The 510-nt window shown below is 66.5% G+C and carries 1 protein-coding gene; it reads right to left on the bottom strand.

Annotation, left to right across the window (positions count from 1 at the left end):
• Positions 1-475: helix-turn-helix domain-containing protein (locus HGQ17_RS14895; protein ID WP_229503616.1), on the bottom strand; the 475-nt coding region annotated here is incomplete at its 3' end.
• Positions 476-510: the final 35 nt, after the last annotated feature.

The following is a 510-nucleotide window of genomic DNA, read 5'->3' on the forward strand; positions in this document are numbered from 1 at the left end:
CCCGCCATCCTCCTCCGTCGGGGATCCGGCCCAGCTTCTTGATATCGACATGGACCAGCTCCCCGGGGGTTGAGGCTTCATACCGGTTCGCCGATGGGCGGCGGACTGGCAGTCCGGTGGCCTGATCGATCCACGCCAGTTTCGGCATCCGGTACCGCTCCAGGACCCGGCCGACGGTTGATCGAGGGATGCCCAGCCGGGCGCTGATGCGGTGGGGTCCCCACTGGCGGGTGAACCGCAGGGCAATGATCCGCCGCTCGGCTCGGACAGCCAGTCGAGAGGGGCTGCCGTGAGGGCGGCTGGGTCGGTCCTCCAGCCCCTGGTGGTCTCGTGCTCGACGGACCCATCGAGAAACGGTAGCCGGTGAGACTTGGAAGCGTTCAGCGACTCTGCGCTGGGCCCACCCGTCATCGAGGACGAGAGTGACCATCCGGGCTCTGCCCTTAGGTGTCATTGGGGCGTTACGGTGAGTCATGGAGACCTCCGGTTCTAGGTGTGCTGGTGGTACAC

Origin of the sequence: Nesterenkonia sedimenti (assembly GCF_012641515.1) — a bacterium.
Lineage (GTDB): Bacteria > Actinomycetota > Actinomycetes > Actinomycetales > Micrococcaceae > Nesterenkonia > Nesterenkonia sedimenti.